This window comes from Ewingella sp. C233 (genome assembly GCF_055407225.1).
On sequence record NZ_JBUZRI010000005.1, the window covers coordinates 115,872 to 133,169 of the forward strand.

Below are 17,298 nucleotides of genomic sequence, written 5' to 3' on the forward strand. Positions count from 1 at the left end.
TAATTACGCTTTAGTGACCTGGGAAAATAATGAGAATCACCCTTTCTGTTTGCACGGCAGTATTGGTTTTGCTGACCGGTACGGCCATGGCCGCACAGGCCAAAAATTTCAGTGAAGCCGACTGCCTGCTGATGAAGCAAACGCATATCGGCGCTTCGCAAATCGGGCTGCCAACCACTGGCGCGGTGATCCTATCGGCGGCAATGGTCGGTCAGGCCAGCGAAAGGCATTGTCAGGTTGAAGGGGCGATTAAACCGGTGGACCCGACCGCGCCGGATATTAATTTCCAGCTCAACCTGCCGCTGGTGTGGAATGGTAAAGCCCTGCAACTCGGCGGCAGCGGTTTTAATGGTGCAGTACGGAAAACCGACAGTGCGCGATTTTCTCCCAAAGGGGTTCCGGACGTTCTGAAACAGGGCTATGCCACGTTCGGCAGTGACTCCGGACATCAGGGGGGGATCTCCGACGCCTCTTTTGCGATGAATAATGAAGCCTGGAAAAATTTCACCGGCGCGCAGCTAAAGAAAACCCACGACGTGGCGCTGGCGCTGATTCAGCAGGCGTACGGTGCAAAACCGAAGCACATGTATTTTCAGGGGAATTCTCAGGGCGGCCATGAAGCACTGGCCGTGGTTCAGCACTATCCGCAAGATTACGATGGGGTGATCGCTATTCATCCGGTTTATAATTTCATCGAATTACACATGGCTGGCACGTTGTTAGGTCAGGCGATGTATAACATGCCGGGGGCGTGGATCTCCCCGGCGAAAGCCGCGCTGATCGCTAACGCTGTTTATGCCGTATGCGATCAGCTGGATGGCCTTACCGATGGCGTTGTCGCCAATATAAAAGGCTGCGAGAAAACCTTTCGTCTCGAAGGCCTGCGCTGTCCCGGCGGTAAAGACCTCGGCCCAACTTGTCTGTCCGATGTGCAAATGTCGCTGGTCCGCAAAATGACCCAACCGCAGCCTTTGGGTGTCACACTGCCCACCGGCAATCTTTTTGCTTCATGGCCCATTTTGCAGGGCGCCGACGCTCCCACACTGGTGACCATGTTTGGTACCGGGGTCAATAAATCAAAAGCCATTGTGGCCTCGGAACTGAATGGTCAAACCGGGCCACAAGCAGGAACTGCACCGGCTCCGGCCAATCTGATCATGTCGTTCCCTTACATCATGGGCGATCAAATAGTACGTTACGCTGTCACGCAAAATCCGAAATATGACACTTTATCGTTTGTGCCTGCTGAGCACGAAGCGCGTTTGCAGGAGCTGGCCTCGTTGGCCGATGATACCGACCCGGACATTCGGGCCTTTGAGCAGCGCGGGGGAAAACTGCTGTTAATGCACGGTTCGATAGATATGTCCGTTCCCCCGGCTAACACCATCGCCTACTATGAAAAGTTGCAGGCACGCTTCGGTGACAAAGCCCTGCATCAGTTTGTACGTTTTTATATTGCGCCGGGTTTTGCGCATAACGGTGGCACTTTCCCGGTCAGCTGGGATTCTCTCGGCACACTGGATAACTGGGTCGATAAAGGCATCGCGCCGGGGGCGCAAAAAATCATCGATACACATTCTGCAGCGGCAGGGCGTGAACTGCCCCTGTGCGAATATCCGCAGTATCCGCACTATGAGGGGCATGGGGATAAAAACGCCGCCGCGAGTTTCCGCTGCGTGTTGGATAATCAGGAGAAGTGATGACTGAAGAAGTGGTTTTACTCGACGCGCTGCACCGTCCGGCGGGCACCATGGATAAGTCACAGGTGCATGGCCCGCACACGCCGCTGCATCTGGCGTTTTCCTGTTATATCCGTAATGCGCAGGGTGAGATCCTGCTCACCCGCCGCTCCCTGAACAAAATCGCCTGGCCCGGCGTGTGGACCAACTCAGTATGCGGTCACCCCGCGCCGGGTGAATCCCTGCCTGATGCCGTGCGTCGCCGCAGCCTGCACGAGCTGGGGCTGGCAGTTGAACAGATCGACGTGCAAATTGCAGAATTCCAGTACTGTGCGACCGATGCTTCCGGCATCGTGGAAAACGAATTTTGCCCGATATTTCTCGCCATCACCCACCAGAAACCAGTACTGAATCCGCAGGAAGTGATGGACTTCCAGTGGGTTGCGCCTGCAAGCCTGCTGGCCGCAGTCATGGAGACCCCCGGAGTTTTCAGCCCCTGGATGGTTGAGCAGTTACGTCTCATGACAGCGGGAAATCTCAGCCTGACCGGCCAGGATCCGCTATAAAAAAACCCAGCGTTGTCATCGTGACATCCGCCGGGTTGAACGTGCAGGCAATGAATTACTGGGTTTTCAGTGCGACGGTGATCGCTTCCTGATACGGCGTGGTAGCGCGCCCGATGAGTTTGCTCAGGGTATGGCTGTCATCAAACAAACCGCCTTTGGCCGCACCCGCATCGGAATCTGCCAGCATATTCGCCAGCCATTCATCCAGCCCCGCGCCGACCAGCGCTTTAGCGAATTCAGCCTGTGGCAAATTGACGTAGTCTACTTTCTTGCCGGACTGAAGGGCAATTTGTGCCGCGTATTCTGCCAGTGAGTAACTGTCATCACCGGCCAGTTCGTACACTTTCCCCGCCTGATTTTCCAGTACCAGAACCGCCGCCGCCGCTTCAGCATAATCCTGTCGTGCAGCGGACGAAATACGCCCTTCGCCTACCGCACCAATAAACGCATTGTGCGCCAGCGCCGGAGCAATGCTTGCGGCGTAATTTTCGTGATACCAGCCATTACGCAATACCACGACCGGCAGGTTGGATGCGCGCAGCGCCGCTTCGGTCGCCAGATGGTCAGCGCTCAGGCCGAGCAGCTTTTTGTCTGCATGCAGCAGGCTGGTGTAGGCCACCAGTTTCACACCGGCACGCTTCGCCGCATCAATCACCGCCTGATGCTGGGCTTCACGCTGGCCGACTTCACTTGAGGAGATCAGCAGTAATTTTTCCACGCCTTTAAAGGCACTCTCCAACGTCTCAGGCTGGCTGTAATCAGCCTTGCGCACGTCGATACCCAGATCAGACAACGCTTTGGCTTTTTCAGGATTACGCACAGTGGCGATGATCTGGTTCGCTGGCACTTTCTTCAGCAATGCAGCGATAACGAGGCGGCCAAGCTGGCCGGTGGCACCGGTAATAGCAATCATGGTGTTTCTCCGAAAGTGATCAATGTTGTGGGGGACGACCGTCTTTATGACGAAACAATCTTAAAATCGCGTCCGTGGAAAACATCCTATGCGATATACTAACTTTTCGTAAGTACGTACAAAAAGGTTAGTATGAAATTAACATCAGTCAAGAGTGAAATCGTTGAAGATCAGGTGGCGGTGAACAGCCTGAATGAACGGCTGCGCCGGGGTGAAGTTATGAGCGCCAACTGCCCGTCGCGCGAAGTGCTGACCCACATCACCAGCCGCTGGGGCGTGCTGATCCTGATTGCACTGGGCGACGGAACGATGCGGTTTAGTGAACTGCGCCGCAAAATTGGCGGCGTCAGTGAAAAAATGCTGGCGCAGACGTTACAGGCGCTGGAAGCCGACGGCTTCGTCGAGCGGATTGCCTATCCGGTGGTGCCCCCGCACGTCGAATACACCCTGACGCCGATGGGTATCGAAGTGCAGGTGCAGCTCACCGGCTTGACCGACTGGGTGGAGAATAATCTCTACCGCATAATGCAAAAGCGTCAGCTAGCCAAATAATTCGGGCCGTTACGGGTAGAGGCCGCGCTCTTTGCGGGCCATCAGGATCCGTTCGCAGGCCACCGCATAGGCCGCGGTTCGCAGGGTAATGCCGAGCGAATCTGCCTTCTGCCACACGGCGGCCAGCGCCTCTTGCATAATACGGTCCAACCGCTGATTAATTTCGTCCTCACTCCAGAAGAAGCTGGAGAAATCCTGCACCCATTCAAAATAGCTCACGGTCACGCCACCTGCGTTACAAATGACGTCCGGCACCACCACAATACCGCGCTCGCGCAACATATCATCGGCCGCCGGGAAGGTGGGGCCGTTGGCCCCTTCCAGCACCAGTTTGCAGGTCAGGTGCTGCGCTCTCTCCGGCGTGATCTGCCCTTCGAGCGCAGCCGGGATCAGAATATCAAACTCCAGTTGCCAGAACGCCTCATGCCCTATCACCCGCGCCTGCGGGAAACCGGCGATACTGCCGTGCACCTGCTGATATGCTAATAGCGCTGCAATATCGAGCCCGTGCTCGTTAAACAGCGTGGCGCTGTGATCCTGCACCGCCACCACCTGCGCGCCCTCGGCGACAAACAGCTCAGCCGCCACGCCGCCTACGTTGCCAAACCCCTGCACCGCCACTCTCGCTCCGGGCAGTGCCAGACCGATACGCTCTGCCGTGGCCTTGCCGGTGACGAAAACGCCCCGCCCGGTGGCTTTCACCCTGCCAAGCGAACCGCCGAGATGAATCGGTTTTCCGGTCACCACACCGGTGGTGGTCGCCCCGACGTTCATCGAATACGTGTCCATCATCCAGGCCATCACCTGCGCATTCGTACCGACATCCGGCGCGGGAATATCCTGCTGCGGCCCGATAATACTGCCGATTTCACTGGTGTAACGGCGGGTCAGACGTTCCAGCTCCTTGGCCGATAACTCGCGGGGATCGACACGAATGCCGCCCTTCGCGCCGCCAAACGGCAGGTTCAGCACGGCACTTTTGATGGTCATCCACGCCGACAGCGCCATCACTTCTTCAAGCGTAACGTCCGGATGGTAACGTACGCCGCCCTTGCCCGGCCCGCGCGACAGATTATGCTGCACCCGGTATCCCTCGAAATGCCGCACGCTGCCGTCGTCCATCTCCAGCGGAATATCGACAATTAACGCCCTTTTAGGGTGACGCAGCGTATCGGCCCAGTGGGTCAGTTCGCCAAGGTACGGCAGCACGCGGTCAACCTGTGACAAATAGGTGGCCCAGGCTGAATCTTTATCCGATGACACGTAAGAAAGTACACTCATAACAAGCCTCTCTGAGACTGAATGGATGAATTTTGGCTGTGACAACGCCCCGCCGTGAGGCGCCTTTGCAGCGTTGACGTTGAATTTATCTACAACAGAATTTAACGGGCCTTCAGGGCCTCAATAGAATAACGGCTCGCCGTGGCCCAGCCGTTCAGGCCGCCCACCAGCACCGACATCAGCTGGGTACCGACCTCTTTTTCGCTGAGCCCTACGGTATCGACCAGATCGAAAATTTCACGCGGGTCAAACAGGATGTTCCACAAGAACACCGCCTTGTCGCCGATATCCGGCAACCCCATCTCTTCCATCGCTTCACGCAGCGGAGGGCGTACCGCATCGGCCTGCACCAGCAGGTAGTCCGCGCCTTCCCATAAGCGTTCGAGATAACCACGGCGGTTACGCATTGGCACCATGGCGGCACCGCGTTCACGCACCAGTTTTATCCAGTAGCGGCTGACGTTTTCCAGCCGCTGTAATCCGCGGCTGGTTTGCTGCTGGCTGAACTCCAGCAGCAGCACCCCGACATCCCGGCGGTATGTGTTCAGCACTTCCTCTACCGAGGAGAACTGACGATACGCCGTCGCTACCGAAACTTCGGCCTCAGCGGCAATCTCGGTCATGCTGATCGGGCCATCGGCCTTTTCAAACAACCGGGCTGCTGCCTGAATCAAATTCCTGCGATTTCTTTCGGTATCACTGCGCATTGCCTGTCTCCGTGGTTAGCCTTGCCTGCCTACCGGTGTTTTGATGGTGAACTCTGTCCCTGGCGGTTATCACTGCCTTAAGCGTTAATAGTGCCCGTAAACATTAATAAAGTCTCGCCAGACCCCGCTGTAATCTGGCAACCCCTTCCACGATGGCCTCTTTACTGGCTGCGTAGGAGAGACGTAAATGGCGCTCGCCCGCCGCACCGAATTCACTTCCGGGGCGTACCGCAATGCCCTGCTCACGCAGAATACCCACCATATCGATGGCCGGGATCGGCAGCTCATACGAAGGGAAACAATAGAAAGCGCCCTCGGGCTGATTGAGCTTCAGGCCGCGAATTTTCATCAGCCCGTCCACCATCAGTTGACGACGTTCTTTGTAGACCTCAAACATGCGGCGCACGTCCGGCCCGCACTCTTTCAGCGCCACCAGCGCCGCCCGCTGCACGGCGGTATTCACCGAGCCGTTGAGCGTATTGTGCACCCGCGCGGCGGCAGTGATCATTTCCGCCGGTCCAGCCAGATAACCGACACGCCAGCCGGTCATGGCATAACTTTTCGAGAACGTCTGGCAATAGAGCGTGCGCCCGCGAAACGCCTCAACCTGTAACACCGAGGTAAACGGCTGGCCGGTAAAGACCAGATCACTGTAAGCCTCATCGGCGATCACCCGCGTGTTGCTGGCTTTGACGATGCGGCCCAGCGCTTCAATTTCCTGCCGGGTGTGCACAATACCGGTCGGGTTACCGGGGTTGCAGAACACGAAAAGCTTCGCGCCGTCCATCACCTTCTCCAGCCGGTCGAGATCCCAATGCAGGTCACGGCGGCACGGCATCGGAACACAAATCCCGCCCGCCATATTGACCAGATCCGCGTAAAGCGAATAGGTCGGATCGGGGATCACCACTCGGTCGCCGGGATTGACGATTGACAAGATAGCCGCCGCCAACCCGCCAGTTCCGCCGTGGGTCACCAGCACTTCACCGGCCATCACCGGATTGCCGGACTGTTCCGCCACCTGTTCAGCCAGCGCCTGGCACAATAATTTGTCGCCGAGCAGCGGCGCATAGTGGGTAAAGCCGTTTTGCAGCGCATCAGCGGCCGCCTGCACAATGCGCGGCGGTGTGTCGAAATCCGGTTCGCCCATTGCCAGCGACACCATGTCACCGGAAGAGGCCGGTTGTTGTACGCGCAGCGAACTGCGTTCCACCCGTAATACCGCTTCAGCGGCTTTGAAACCTAATGCAGAACTCATGTTATTCACCTTTTGAACGGGATGATTAAGGGCAAAATTCAGGGATGATTACGTTCGTTGCGGCACTCCGGTGGCGCCCCTTTCCAGCGGCTGACGTCCAGGTCACCCGAGATATCCCGCAGGTACGTTGGTGCAATAATCAGCTCCTCAATCACCGTACGGTCCGGCAGTGCGGCGCATAACAGCACCGCGTCAGCGACGTCCTGCGGCTGAATCATCGCTTCACGCACGCTGCGCAGCGGGGGATTGGCACGGTTGTCCATGATCGGCGTATTGACCTCTCCGGGCAGGATCGACGTGGCACGGATCCCCTGATTGCGGAAGGTGTTGTGCAGATAGGTCATGAAATTGCGCACTCCGGCCTTGGCCGCGCCGTACGCGGCACCCCCAAGCAGATTCGGGCGCAGCGCCGCCAGCGATGACACCGTAATAATGGTGCCGCCGCCGCGCGCCAGCATGTCCGGCAGCACCGCCTGCGTCAGCAGAAACACGGCTTTCAGGTTGACGTCCTGCACCTGCTGCCACTCCTCCTCTTCAATCCAGCGCGCGTTCAGCACTTTACTGGCGCTGCCCGCGTTGTTAACCAGAATATCCACGCCACCCAGCTCGGCGACGGTCCAGCGCACCAGTTCGGCCACCTGAGTTTTCTGTTCGATATGGGCGGCGAACGCCCAGGCTTGACCGCCTTTGGCGCGGATGGCGCTGACGGCATCATCCAGCACCGTCTGACGTCGCCCGACCAGCACTACGCGCGCGCCCTGCGCCGCCAGTGACTCTGCGCAGCTGCGCCCGATGCCGGTGCCTGCACCGGTAATAATCGCCACTTTGCCGTTTACATCATTCATGGTTAACCCCGGAATCCGTAGTCACGTTCTGCCCCAGCGGCAGTGATATAGCCTTCGCGTAAATCCTGTAAAATCGCCTCGCGGTCGCGCTCAGCGGCCGGATATTTCCCACCACCGCCGGGCATCTGAATCGTAATTTCATCCCCCGGAAACACGTCATGGCGGCCAACCGGTTTTTCCAGCACGTCGTCGTTGATCGCAATCACGTTAGGGGTTCCCGCCCCGCCGCCGAGTACGCCCAGCGCCGGATGGTTTTGCCGCGAATAGAACATGCTGTGTGACAGCGGGAACTTGCCCAGATGGCGGATCACCATGCGCTGTGCCAGTCCGCCGCGGTAGCGGCCAGCCCCGCCGGAGTCCGGCACGATGGCTTTTTGCATAAACAGTAAAGGGGTCGCCGCTTCGATAAGTTCAACCGGCGTGGAGGACATATTACCGGGGAAGCCGGTGATAAAACCGTCCGCCTGCGGGCGCGCACCGGTGCCGCCGTTGACGCACAAGCTTTCGACAAAGCGCTGACCGTCGTCCATCTGCCCGGAGAAAACGTCACAGGTTACCGGCGCACTGCCGGAGTGGCCCATGACACGTTCCGGCATAACCTCCGCCAGCGCGGAGAAAATGGCCGCATGGGCCATATGGCCGACGCGGTTACGCATCTCCACGGCGCAAGGTGGCTGGGCGTTGGCGATGCAGCCCTCGGGGGCTGTCACGGTGATCGGTTTAAAGCAGCCCTCGTTATTAGGCAGCCAGGGTTCCAGCAGGCATTTGAGCGGATAGACACTGTAGGCGTAGGTAAACGACATCGGGCAGTTGGTACCAAACAGCGACTGCGCGGACGATCCGGTGTAGTCGAGGGTGATGTCGCTGCCGCTGACGATCACCGCTACATGCAGATGGATCTCACCCTCGTAATCGCCGATATCCACCGAGGCTTCATAGCGGCCGTCCGGCACGTCGGTGATGGCTTTGCGCATGGCGTTTTCGGTCAGCGAGTGGATTTTCTCCGCCAGCGGCTCCACCCGTTGCAGCTGTAAATCCTCCATCAGCCCCAGCAGGCCGTTGGACCCGACCTGATTGGCCGCCAGCATGGCGTGCAGGTCGCCCTGAACCTGATCTGGTGAGCGCACGTTAGCCAGCAGTAAATCCACCAGTTGCTGATTAACCTCGCCGCCAATCACCAGTTTGCTCGGCGGGATCATAAAGCCCTCTTCAAACACGTCGCGCGAGGAACCCATATTCAGCGTGCCGCCGATATCGGACATGTGCGCCGCTGACCCGGCAAAGGCCACCAGCACACCGTCGCGGAAAATCGGCGTGACGACAGTGACATCATTCAGATGGCCGGTACCCAACCACGGATTATTAGTCACCAGACTGTCGCCGGGTTTCAGGGTATCCGCCGGGAATTTCGCCAGCAGATGGCGCACCGTTGCCGGTAGCGTGCCAATAAACACCGGAATACTGGTTTTCGGCTGCGCCAGCGAATTGCCCTGCGCGTCCATCAGCAGGCAGGAGTAGTCGCCCACTTCGCGGATAATGCTGGAAAACGCCATGTTCACCAGCGTGGCGGCAGCCTCTTCGGATATGCTCACCAACCGGTCCCAGGTGATGCGCAGGTTGACCGGATCGTTGAGGAAGTCGAGGTTTTCTTGAACGTCAGTCATCAGTGGATCTCCATCAGAATATTACCCTGAGCGTCGAGTTGTGCGCTGGCACCGGGGCCGACGTAAATCGCGCACTCTTTTTCCTGCAACAGCGCCGGCCCGGTCACCGCCACGCCGACCTTGAGCAGGCTGCGCGGCACCACGCGGCATGGCTGGCTGCCCGCGTCTCGGCCAAGATACACCGACAGCGTTTTCTCGCTTTCGCCCTCATCTGGGCGGTCGTTCTGATCCTGCGTCGCCAAGGTCGGCGGCGTGGTCTGTACGCGACCGCGCCAGTTCACCACTTCCACACCGACGCCCGGTAAGGTGCGGCCGAAGCGGGCGAAATGCGCGGTTTCAAATGCATCGATCAGCGCCGATGCATCGCCCTTTTTAAGGAAAGCTTCCGGCAGCGTGACGGTCAGTTCTGAGCCTTGACCGACATAGCGCACGTCAGCCAGTTGCTGAGTAAATGCGGTTTTTGGGTCAACGTTGGCGGCAGCCAGCGTGGTGAAGGCTTCATCAAAACCCTCTGCCAGCAACGCATGAATGGCGGGCAGGTCCATGCCCTCCTGCAACCGACAGCGATCGCTGCGCACGAAGTCGGCGCTAGGCGGTGCGGTCAGCAGACCAAACGCGGAATACACACCGGCACCGTCCGGGAAGTACACCCGTTTCACGCCGAGCAGTTTTGCCAGCGACCAGGCGTGGCTCGGCCCCGCACCGCCGAAGGCCAGCATGGTCATGTGCTGCGGGCTCACGCCCTTCTCCACTGAGTGAGTGCGCAGGGCTTCGGCCATTTTATTGTTGGCCACTTCGTGAATGCCCCAGGCGGCATCTTCAATGCTTAGCCCCAGTGGCGTTGCCACCCGCTCAATGGCGCGGCGGGCGGCGTTCACATCCAGCGTCATACGCCCGCCCAGAAACGCGTGCGGATCCAGCAGCCCCAGCACCACGTTGGCGTCGGTCACGGTCGGCAGTTCACCACCGCGCCCGTAACAGGCCGGGCCGGGAAACGCACTGGCACTTTCGGGGCCAATTTCCAGTAGGCCGAGTGAATCCACCCGCGCGATGCTGCCGCCACCGGCGCCGATCTCAATCATGTCCACTACCGGCAGTTTGACCGGCAGGCCGCTGCCCTTGAGCAGGCGGTCAGCGCGGCCCACTTCATAGTTGGTGGTTATGGAAGGCTGGCCGTCACGCACCACGCAGGCTTTCGCCGTCGTACCGCCCATATCGAACGCCAGTACCTGTTTATGTCCGTTTTTACGGGCGAACGCTGCCGTCGCCACAATGCCGCCCGCCGGACCGGACTCAATGATCCTTGTCGGGAAGTCAGCCGCAATGTGTGGCGCCATCAGCCCGCCGTTAGAACCCATCACCAGCCAGTCGCAGGTGAACCCGCCTTCGCGCAGCTTGCTCTCCAGACGTGACATGTAGCGCCGCGCTTTAGGTTGCACGAACGCATTCATCGCCGTCAGCACGCCGCGGTCGTATTCACGAATTTCGCGCGACACCTGATGAGAAACTGAGATGGAGACGCCGGGCATTTCACGTTTCAAAATCGCCGCCACCTGATTTTCATGTTCCGGCCAGGCATAAGCGTGCATAAACAGGACTGCGACCGCCTCATAAGCCTGGCTCATCAGTTCAGCGGCCAATGCCACCACCTCGGCTTCTTTCAATAACGTGACCACCTCACCGCGCGCCGTCACGCGTTCATCCAGCTCGAAGGCTTGCGAACGCGGCAACAGCGGCATGGCGGGAGAACCGTTGAGGTCATAGATGTCGTAACGGTATTCGCGCCCCATGATCAGCACGTCGCGAAAACCTTTGGTGGTAACAAACGCCGTCCTGGCCCCGCGACGCTCAAGCAGTGCGTTGATCGCAAGCGTGGTGCCATGGGTAATGGTATGCACCTGGCTGGCCGCCACGCCGGCGATCTCCAGCAGTTGCGTCAGGCCGGTATAAGCGCCTTCAGAAGGATCGTCCGGCGTGGTCAGGGTTTTATGACGCAGGGCGTGGCCCGTGGCGTCATCGAGCAGCACCAGATCGGTAAAGGTGCCGCCGATATCAAAGCCCATCCGCCATGTTGAAGCGTATTTCATAGTGACCTCGGAAGTCATGTCAGGGTACGGAGTACAAAGGTGATGAATGTCAGACGGCATAACGCCTTAGCTGTCGCGCAGTGGCTGTCCGGCCGTTTCTTTCAGATACAGGGCGCTGATTAAGGTCAGCGAGGCGGTGAGGATCACCATATAGCTCGGTATGCTGGCGATGCCCGTCAGGCCAATCAGCCAAGTCATCAGCAGCGGTGCGGACCCGCCAAATACCACGGTAGAGAGGTTAAAGCCGATGCTGTAGGCGCTGTAGCGAACGGTGGTCGGGAACATTTCCGCCAGCGTGCTTTGGATCACGCCAGCGTGACCGGCGAACGCAAAGGCCAGCAGCATGGCGGACATACAGGCCAGCGGCATCATGCCGAGCGTCAGCAGCCAGAAGCACGGCCAGGCCAGCACCCCCATGGCAATGGCGGAGGCGATAAGCATCGGTTTGCGGCCCAGACGATCAGAAAGCCATGCCATCATCGGGATCGCGGCAATAATGGTCAGCAGACCGCAGGCAGTGACCAGCAGACTTTGCATCTGGCTGAAATGCATGACTTTGTTGAGATAGGTCGGCATGTAAACGAACAGAATGTAGTAGCCGGGCCCGTTAACGGCGGGCAGCGTGATAGCCAGCCCAATCGCTTTCAGGTGGCGCGGCGAGGAGAGCACCTCTTTGAGCGGATTTGGCACAATGCGCTTGCTCTCTTTCACCAGCTTAAAATGTGGCGTGTCTTCAATGCGGGTACGGATATAAAACCCAATCAGCGCCATCGGGATCGCCAGCAGGAAAGGAATACGCCAGGCCCAGCTGCGCATCGCATCCATTCCGTAATAGTTGATAAGCCCGCTTATCAACAGGCTGCCGAACAGCAGCGCGATGAACGATCCCATCACCAGCGGTGACATTACCGTGGCGCGGCGGTGGTCTTCGGCGTATTCCGCCACAAAAGAACCGGCTCCGGAGACTTCGCCACCGGCGGAGAACCCCTGCACCAGACGCAGCAGGATCAGTAACGCCGGTGCTGCCCAGCCGATGCTGCTGTAACCCGGCAGCAGGCCAATGGCCGCCGTCGCCAGCGAGATCATCAGCAGCAGGACCGCCAGTAATTTCTGCCGTCCCATCTTGTCACCCAGATAGCCACAGATAATGCCGCCGAAAGGCCGCACAACGAAGCTGACCGTAAAGCCCACGTAGGTCAGCATCAGACCAGCGTTAGTGCCGCCGATATCATTGGCCGAGAAAACCAGCGCCAGTGTGCCGACCAGCAAACCGTAAATTCCGTAGTCATACCATTCAACAAATGAGCCGACGCCCCCGGCAAAGGACGCACGTTTAACGGCGCTATTTTTGACAGCCGAATGGCGGTTAACCGAACGTGATGCACTCTCCTTTGCAGGCATTGCTTGGTCCATTAATGCCATAGATGATTTCGTCATTGTTCTGCCCTGCAATCATGTGAATGTCGGGCCGGTTTCCCCTGGGAAGACCGACCGCAATTACGTCAGATCAGCGGTACTTTTGGGTCACTTCGGCGGTCATTTCGGCTTCGCGCCTCGCCACCTCTTTTACGCTGGCGAGGATCGCTTCAGCCCGCCAGAAGGGAATAATGGCGATACCGTCGTCATCAGCGACCACGATGTCGCCCGCGCAGCACACCACGCCACCGATGGCGACCGGCTCGCCCACCACGCCCGGTCCGTTCTTATAAGGGCCTGCAGGACTCGTGCCACGGGCGAAGGTCGGGAAATTAACGGACTCGATAATGCGGCGGTCGCGCACGGCCCCGTCGATCACCGCGCCGTTGGCCCCGGCATGTTGAAACCGCTGGGTCAATTGTTCGCCAACCAGCGCGCGGTCAATGTGGCCCAGTCCGTTAATCATCATCACGTCGCCCGGCTCAATCACTTCCAGCGCACGGATCACCGCCGCGTTATCACCGGCAGGTACCAGCACCGGCAGTGCAAAACCGACAAAGTGAATCCCCGGAAACAGCGGCACCAGCCCGGCGTCACACATGCCAAGACGCTCCATGGCATCGCCGATGTTGGCGACCGGGAAGGGTTTGAACGCTTCAATCCATTCCACTGACGGGCGTTCCCAGCGCGGGGAAAAACGAATATCTGCATCTTCAAGCGACATGGTGAAATCCTCTTTTATGTTATTTCTCGGACGATAAAACCTGACTATAAAAGTATAAATTAATATCTAATGAGAAATGTTTATCATTTTAAAAATAACTCCGTCAACAAAAAGATGATTATTTTTTCTGCGATGGAATTTTCCTCAAAGAAAACAGTGTGTTTGAGCAAAATGGATGATCCCACTTTTAAAAATATAATTAAAAACCTTTAAATTCATTTGGTTATATATTAAAAATGTTAAAATCGCTCAGGAGATAATAAGTTTTACTTATTACTAAGAAGGAGAGGAAAAGAAATAAACTCGGGGAACCAGGCATTCCGCCAGATTAATTATTAAAATTAATAGCGTAAGAATGAATAGGGGAAATAATAAATTAAAAACACTCAATGCCCTGTTATGGGGAGTGCCATGAACTATTATGGCGCATGACGACGATTAAATAGGAATACTTCCGTTTATCAGCCCTCTGCCCGCCATGTTTTGCACCGTTAACGTGCCGCTTCCACCTCCGTCTTTGCCGTTGCCAAAAAAAACCTCCTGATGGTCAGTTGCCGGAAGCATTCAGACCACCATAAGAGGCTTTTTTGCGCACAGAAACAGTGACAGTTATCACTGTTAGTTATGTTACATAATTGTGTTACTTGTTACGTGATCTCTGTCATTTGCGCAACACGCTTTTCAGGTGGTCGCCGCCGTTTCATGCAGATGCCGCCACATCACCTTGCCGTCTGCACCCAGCTCATACACCACGGTGGAATACCGCAGCGTCGCGTTCTGACCGGGAAGTTGCTGACGTTCTTGATAGGACACTACCGCGCCCGTTGCACTTTCGGCCACCAACTGCATGTTTTCAATGCCGATCTCAAGCCCGGCTTTTGCCCCGCCTTGTGTGCGAAAAAAAGCGCAAAGTCCGGTGTAGTCCAGCCGGTTTCCGCTGAGCACTACCATAGAAAAGGCCGGGCTGAAGCGGGCCAGCAGCGTTTCGCATACCGCTTGCGGCGCACGGGCCTCTCCCAGCCAGCGGCTGATTAACTCATGTGCATCAAGCACTTCCTGAAAATAACGGTTCATGGATTCTCCTGGTTCAGGGTAAGGATCACACTGCGGTTAGCTATCCGCAGACAGAATAAAATAGGAATGATCACGCTGCACGCGGCGAGCGCAAAGCACAGACGATAAGCCTGCTGCGGGGCGATACCCGTCTGACCCAGCAGCAGGTTGAGTAATAAACTGAGCAGCGTGACGCCAAAACAAAAACTCAGCTGGCGGTTGATATTCCACAGCGCACTGGCATCGGCCAGTTCGGTATCCTTAATCTGGATAAACGCACAACTCTGCGCCGCGCTGCTGCACAGGCTGCTGCCGAACCCCATCAGGGTAAATGCGACAATAGAAGTGACAATGTCACCTGATGTGCTGATTTGCGTCAATAAAGCAATTCCCACGCCCTGCACCACGCAGCCCGCTATAAACAGCGGGCGTGGCCCCCAGCGGTTAAACTGTTTGCCGGTCAAACTGATAGCCACAAACGACGCCAGCGCCCACGGCAGCATCAGCGCGCCGACTTCAGCGGCATGCATACCGAGCTGATTTTGCAGATACAGCATGGCAACCAGACTGACGCCGGTAAACAGGCCGGGAATACACTGGTAGATAAGCATCCCGGTCCGCAGTAAAGGATCTTGTACCAGCCGCAGGTTCAGCAGCGGCTGCGGTTTGCGCAGTGCGCCGCGCACATACCATGCCATCAGCACGATCCCGCCCAACAGAATCAGCCCGCCAGAGAGCTCCTGACGTGCTTCGCCCATGCGGGTCAGCCCCAGTAAGATCAGTGTCAGCGCACCGCAGGCCGCCAGCAAACCGCTGAGATCCAGTGGCCCCGCGGGCTGTTTTTCTGACTCCGGTTTAAGCCAGCATCCGGCCATGATCAGCGCCACGACGGCCAGCGGCAGGCTGGCGAAAAATACCCAGCGCCAGCTGACGTTGTCGACAATCACTCCACCGGTAGCAGGCGACAGCGCCGGAGCCAGCAGCCCCACCAGCATGATGGCGGCGGATAATCTGGCCCGTTCATGGCTGCGGTATAATGCATACGTGAGCGTCTGCCCGAGCGGGATCAACACGCCACCACCCAGCCCCTGCACCATCCGCCAGCCAATCAGCTGCGCCATGGAGGACGCACTGCCCGCGCCGCCACTGCCAAGCATGAAAATCAGCAGCGACAGCATAAACAGGCGTTTTGACCCGACACGTTTTGCCAGCCAGCCGCTGAGCGGAATGATCAGCGTCAGCCCGAGAATATAGCCGTTACTCACCCAGACCAGCAGACTGACCGGTGCATCAAAATGCCGCGCGATGTCCGGATAAGCCACGTTGGCGATAAACATGTTGATCAGATCGATAAAAAAGCCCAGCAGGTAAACGCAGGCGACACGCGTCCGGTAGGTCATCGTTTTCTCATAAGAAAGACTCTCAGGCACGCAGTGTAGAGGGTGATTAAGACGGGATAAATCCGCCTGCGGCCGTTACACTGTCAATATTATTTTGACAATCAACTTGATGGAGGGAAGTGAGGATGCTGAATTTGCAGCGGCTGGAGATGTATGTGGCGGTGGTGGCAGCAGGCAGCTTTACGGCCGCAGCACAGACGCTCGGGCTGACCAAAGCGGTGGTGAGTTTTAATATCAAACAGCTTGAGGCGGAGCTTGGCGTTTCGCTGCTGACCCGCACCACGCGGCGCATTGCCATGACCGATGCAGGAGAACGTTTTTATCAGCGCTGCCTGCAACTGTTACAGGATGCCGAAAGCGTGCTCGAGGACGTGCGCCGTGACCATTCCGGGCTCAGCGGGCTGCTGCGCATCACCACTACACCGGAGTACGGCGCGCGGGTGGTGGTTCCCGCGCTGGCGGCTTTTACGGCGCTGCATCCGCAACTGCGCATTCAGCACGTTTCGTCGTCCAATCATGATGATCTGATCTCAGGGCGGTTTGACGTGGCTGTCCGTCTGGGCCAGTTGGCCGATTCCACGCATCACGCCGCGCCGATCGACCACTTCGATATTCTGCCCGTGGCTTCTCCGGCCTATTTACAGCCTTACGGCGGGAAAATAGAAGATCTTAAGCAACTCGAACAGGCGCGGTGGATTGCCCACAGCCGCCTCGAGACGCCGCTGACCTGGCAGGTGGTGACACCCGCCGGTGAAACCGTGCTGTTTAACGGCAACCCGCCGATGCTGGCGGCTGACAGCGCGGCGTCCCTGCGTGCATTTGCCCTCAGCGGCGCGGGCGTCGCTCTGCTTCCGGCATGGCTGGTGCAGGACGATATCGCCGCCGGCCATCTGGCGCATTTGCTGCCCGATCACCGTTTTCCCCGACAGGGCATTTACGCGCTCTACCCCAACACCCGCCACGTCCCGAAAAAGGTGCGGGCATTTATTGAGTTTTTGCAAAACCGTGTAGCGGGATGAGACCACATGAAGGCGTGCTAATGCCAGTAATGTCAGTGACCGTAATGACGCAGTAAGGCTTTCGACCCTTCAAGGGCAGATTTAAGGCTATCGTCCATTCCCCTCATTGTACGCACGGTGCACAACGAGCCGGA

The 17,298-nt window shown here is 57.7% G+C and carries 15 protein-coding genes; 4 read left to right on the forward strand and 11 right to left on the reverse strand.

The window, feature by feature from the left end; genetic code table 11:
• Positions 1 to 29 precede the first annotated feature (29 nt).
• Both ACZRKO_RS19755 and idi read left to right on the forward strand, forming a co-directional pair.
• Complete coding sequence (locus ACZRKO_RS19755; protein ID WP_463738938.1) at positions 30 to 1,700, forward strand: tannase/feruloyl esterase family alpha/beta hydrolase; 1,671 nt, start codon at positions 30 to 32, stop codon at positions 1,698 to 1,700.
• Positions 1,700 to 2,245, forward strand: a complete 546-nt coding sequence (idi, locus tag ACZRKO_RS19760; protein WP_463738939.1) for an isopentenyl-diphosphate Delta-isomerase — start codon at positions 1,700 to 1,702, stop codon at positions 2,243 to 2,245. Before ACZRKO_RS19755 ends, idi begins: the two co-directional genes overlap by 1 nt.
• A gap of 55 nt (positions 2,246 to 2,300) precedes the next feature.
• Here idi and ACZRKO_RS19765 read toward each other — a convergent pair whose 3' ends face one another.
• Entirely contained in the window at positions 2,301 to 3,158 is an 858-nt protein-coding gene (locus ACZRKO_RS19765; RefSeq protein ID WP_463738940.1) for an SDR family oxidoreductase, read from the reverse strand.
• A 132-nt stretch (positions 3,159 to 3,290) separates the two neighbouring features.
• Here ACZRKO_RS19765 and ACZRKO_RS19770 point away from each other — a divergent pair, with 132 nt between their 5' ends.
• Positions 3,291 to 3,710, forward strand: a complete 420-nt coding sequence (locus ACZRKO_RS19770; protein ID WP_463738941.1) for a winged helix-turn-helix transcriptional regulator — start codon at positions 3,291 to 3,293, stop codon at positions 3,708 to 3,710.
• 9 nt (positions 3,711 to 3,719) lie between these two features.
• Here the strand turns inward: ACZRKO_RS19770 and ACZRKO_RS19775 are convergent, their stop codons facing one another.
• From ACZRKO_RS19775 to ACZRKO_RS19820, 10 genes are all read right to left on the reverse strand, one after another.
• Positions 3,720 to 4,991: a Glu/Leu/Phe/Val family dehydrogenase gene (locus ACZRKO_RS19775; protein ID WP_463738942.1), complete on the reverse strand. Its 1,272-nt coding sequence runs from the start codon at positions 4,989 to 4,991 to the stop codon at positions 3,720 to 3,722.
• Positions 4,992 to 5,092: 101 nt separating this feature from the next.
• On the reverse strand, positions 5,093 to 5,698 hold the full coding sequence (locus tag ACZRKO_RS19780; protein WP_463738943.1) for a TetR/AcrR family transcriptional regulator: 606 nt from the start codon (positions 5,696 to 5,698) through the stop codon (positions 5,093 to 5,095).
• Positions 5,699 to 5,801: 103 nt separating this feature from the next.
• Complete coding sequence (locus ACZRKO_RS19785) at positions 5,802 to 6,956, reverse strand: pyridoxal phosphate-dependent aminotransferase (RefSeq protein WP_463738944.1); 1,155 nt, start codon at positions 6,954 to 6,956, stop codon at positions 5,802 to 5,804.
• Between the two features lie 38 nt (positions 6,957 to 6,994).
• Positions 6,995 to 7,801: an SDR family oxidoreductase gene (locus tag ACZRKO_RS19790; RefSeq protein ID WP_463738945.1), complete on the reverse strand. Its 807-nt coding sequence runs from the start codon at positions 7,799 to 7,801 to the stop codon at positions 6,995 to 6,997.
• A 2-nt stretch (positions 7,802 to 7,803) separates the two neighbouring features.
• Positions 7,804 to 9,465 carry a hydantoinase B/oxoprolinase family protein gene (locus tag ACZRKO_RS19795; protein ID WP_463738946.1) on the reverse strand — a complete coding sequence of 554 codons (1,662 nt, stop codon included), beginning with the start codon at positions 9,463 to 9,465 and terminating at the stop codon, positions 7,804 to 7,806.
• Positions 9,465 to 11,552 (reverse strand): hydantoinase/oxoprolinase family protein, encoded by a 2,088-nt coding sequence (locus tag ACZRKO_RS19800; protein ID WP_463738947.1) that lies wholly within the window; start codon positions 11,550 to 11,552, stop codon positions 9,465 to 9,467. The genes ACZRKO_RS19795 and ACZRKO_RS19800 overlap by 1 nt, the downstream gene beginning before the upstream one ends.
• Before the next feature lie 66 nt (positions 11,553 to 11,618).
• Positions 11,619 to 12,989 (reverse strand): MFS transporter, encoded by a 1,371-nt coding sequence (locus ACZRKO_RS19805; RefSeq protein ID WP_463738948.1) that lies wholly within the window; start codon positions 12,987 to 12,989, stop codon positions 11,619 to 11,621.
• 70 nt (positions 12,990 to 13,059) lie between these two features.
• On the reverse strand, positions 13,060 to 13,692 hold the full coding sequence (locus ACZRKO_RS19810; RefSeq protein ID WP_463738949.1) for an RraA family protein: 633 nt from the start codon (positions 13,690 to 13,692) through the stop codon (positions 13,060 to 13,062).
• 681 nt (positions 13,693 to 14,373) lie between these two features.
• The gene (locus tag ACZRKO_RS19815; protein ID WP_463738950.1) at positions 14,374 to 14,766 is read right to left on the reverse strand and encodes a DUF4440 domain-containing protein; all 393 of its coding nucleotides are present in this window, start codon (positions 14,764 to 14,766) and stop codon (positions 14,374 to 14,376) included.
• Entirely contained in the window at positions 14,763 to 16,145 is a 1,383-nt protein-coding gene (locus ACZRKO_RS19820; protein ID WP_463738951.1) for an MFS transporter, read from the reverse strand. Before ACZRKO_RS19820 ends, ACZRKO_RS19815 begins: the two co-directional genes overlap by 4 nt.
• A 125-nt stretch (positions 16,146 to 16,270) precedes the next feature.
• On the opposite strand from ACZRKO_RS19820, the gene ACZRKO_RS19825 reads away from it, so the two are divergent.
• A complete protein-coding gene (locus ACZRKO_RS19825) occupies positions 16,271 to 17,164 on the forward strand; it encodes a LysR family transcriptional regulator (RefSeq protein ID WP_463738952.1) in 894 nt (297 codons plus the stop codon).
• Positions 17,165 to 17,298 lie beyond the last annotated feature (134 nt).